General features: G+C 53.0%; 2 protein-coding genes. Both read left to right on the plus strand.

Annotation, left to right across the window (positions count from 1 at the left end; translation table 11 throughout):
* The first annotated feature begins 42 nt into the window (after positions 1–42).
* Positions 43–597, plus strand: a complete 555-nt coding sequence (locus QMD53_07085) for a tyrosine-type recombinase/integrase (GenBank protein MDI6800400.1) — start codon at positions 43–45, stop codon at positions 595–597.
* A gap of 49 nt (positions 598–646) precedes the next feature.
* Complete coding sequence (locus tag QMD53_07090; protein ID MDI6800401.1) at positions 647–1,672, plus strand: transposase; 1,026 nt, start codon at positions 647–649, stop codon at positions 1,670–1,672.
* The last annotated feature ends 478 nt before the right edge of the window (positions 1,673–2,150 follow it).

Genomic DNA, 2,150 nt, shown 5'->3' on the forward strand with positions numbered 1-2,150 from the left:
CGACTCCCGGCCGTTCTTAGCGTTCAAGAAGTCCGATCCATTCTGGCCCAGGTCAAAACCTTCCAGAATTACGCCTATCTTTCCACCGTCTATTCCTGCGGCCTGAGACTCCATGAAGGTCTCCACCTCGAAGTCTCCGATATCGACAGCAGCCGCATGATGATCCATGTCCACCGTGGAAAGGGCGCCAAGGATCGCTACGTCCCTCTTCCCCCATCTACCCTCAATCTGCTCCGCCGCTATTGGGTGACCCACCGCCACCCCTGCCTCCTCTTCCCCGCCCTTGGCCGAGGCGGTAATGGAGCTAAGGAGGCTCCGTCTCCCATGGCCAAAAGCAGTGTCCAGGGCGCCTTCCGCCGGGCCAAGGTTGCTGCCGGAATCCGAAAAAAGGCTGTCTCCGTTCATACCCTGCGCCATTCCTATGCCACTCATCTCCTCGAAGCCGGCGTCAACCTGCGGCTCATCCAGAGATACATGGGACATGCCCAGCTCGAAACCACCATGGTCTATCTCCACCTTACCCAAAAAGGACAAGAGGATGCCTGTCAGTTAATCAATCAGGTAATGGAGGGCTTGGACCATGACCACAATCAATGAGATCTTCCGATCCTTCGGCCCCGAGTACTTGGAACGCTATTCCCAGGTCATGCCCAATATACACCGCAAAGTCATTGATGCCATCATTGGCTGTCGCACCGAGGCTTGTGGTGTTGCCCTTTATGAGTGCGAGAAGTGTGGCCAACTCCACCGGGTCTATCGCTCCTGCGGGAATCGTCATTGCCCCACTTGTCAATACCATAAGATTCGGCAGTGGCTTGAAAAGCAGATTCTGCGTCAGCTCCCCGGTCACCATTTCCTGCTCACCTTTACCGTCCCGGAGCATCTGCGCCGCTTCATCCGAAAGAACCAGCGGGTGGCTTACTCTGCCCTGTTCAAGGCCTCCTCTGAGGCCATCAAAAAGCTCGCCCTTGATCAAAAGTACATCGGCGGAGATCTCCCCGGTTTCCTTGGGGTCCTCCACACCTGGGGACGAACCCTCGAGTTTCACCCCCATATCCATTACATCGTCCCCGGAGGCGCCCTCTCCACCTCCGACGGCCTCTGGCACCCCTCCAGGACCGATTTCTATCTCCCCGTCCGAGCTCTCTCCATCATCTTCAAAGCCAAGTTCCGTGATGAAATGAAAGAAGCCGGTCTCTTCGATCAAATCTCCTCTGAGGTCTGGCAGCTCGACTGGAACGTCAACTCCCAAGCCGTAGGGTCTAGCGAAGCAAGCCTCAAATACCTCGCCCCTTACGTCTTCAGAGTCGCCATCTCCAATTCTCGCATCGTTAAAATCGAAGACCGCACCGTCTTCATTCGCTATCGCAAACCTCACAGCAACCGCTTGAGAACCCTCGCTCTGGAGGTCATGGAGTTTATCCGGCGCTTTTTACAGCATGTCCTACCCACCGGCTTCATGAAAGTCCGTTACTATGGATTCATGAATCCTAATTGTGGAGTCTCTCTGGATCGCATCAGCACTCTGATCGAATTGAGCTATGGCTTCAATGTGGTCTTACCCAACACCGACCTCGAATCCTGGCAGCCCATTACTTGCCCAAACTGTGGAGGAACACTTAGGCTCTATTCCCTACTGCTGCCCTCGAGAGTTCTGGTGTGGCCGGGATAGGAGGTACACGCATCACAAACAAAACCTAAATCCCTACAGCTTCCCCCTTGCGCTTTGCTGCTTAGGTGGTGTCGCTGAGGTGCGACCAAGTTCCTAAAAGCTTCAGCTTGTACGGCCTCAGATCTAAGGATTCTGGCCAGGGAAACCGCTCTGCCTGAGAGAAAACAGGCATCTTAAATTCGATGCCCCACCATCCTGGCTGAGATTCTGCTCTTTGCAGCCTCCCGATCAAATTAATCCACAGAAGCAATACCCTTATAGAGATGGATAGCCACTACCGCTACGGGCTTCTTGAACAACGGATTGAAACGACCTTTCAAGTCGTCTCAATCCTTATTGGTTAGCTGACTTATTCATCCTTTAGTAACTCCTTGGGCCATTTCTTTCTTACATCTTCTTCTCCTGAATAATAGCTAACCCTCGATGACGTATTAAAAATTTCCATATAGGGAAGAATATTGATTTTCCCCGAATCAGG

Source organism: Actinomycetota bacterium, assembly GCA_030017835.1.
Lineage (GTDB): Bacteria > Actinomycetota > Aquicultoria > UBA3085 > Oleimmundimicrobiaceae > Yes70-04.

Bases quoted from the DNA above. Each gene is read 5' to 3' on its own strand.
- QMD53_07090 (MDI6800401.1), top strand. From the start codon at position 647: ATGCCCAATATACACCGCAAAGTCATTGATGCCATCATTGGCTGTCGC.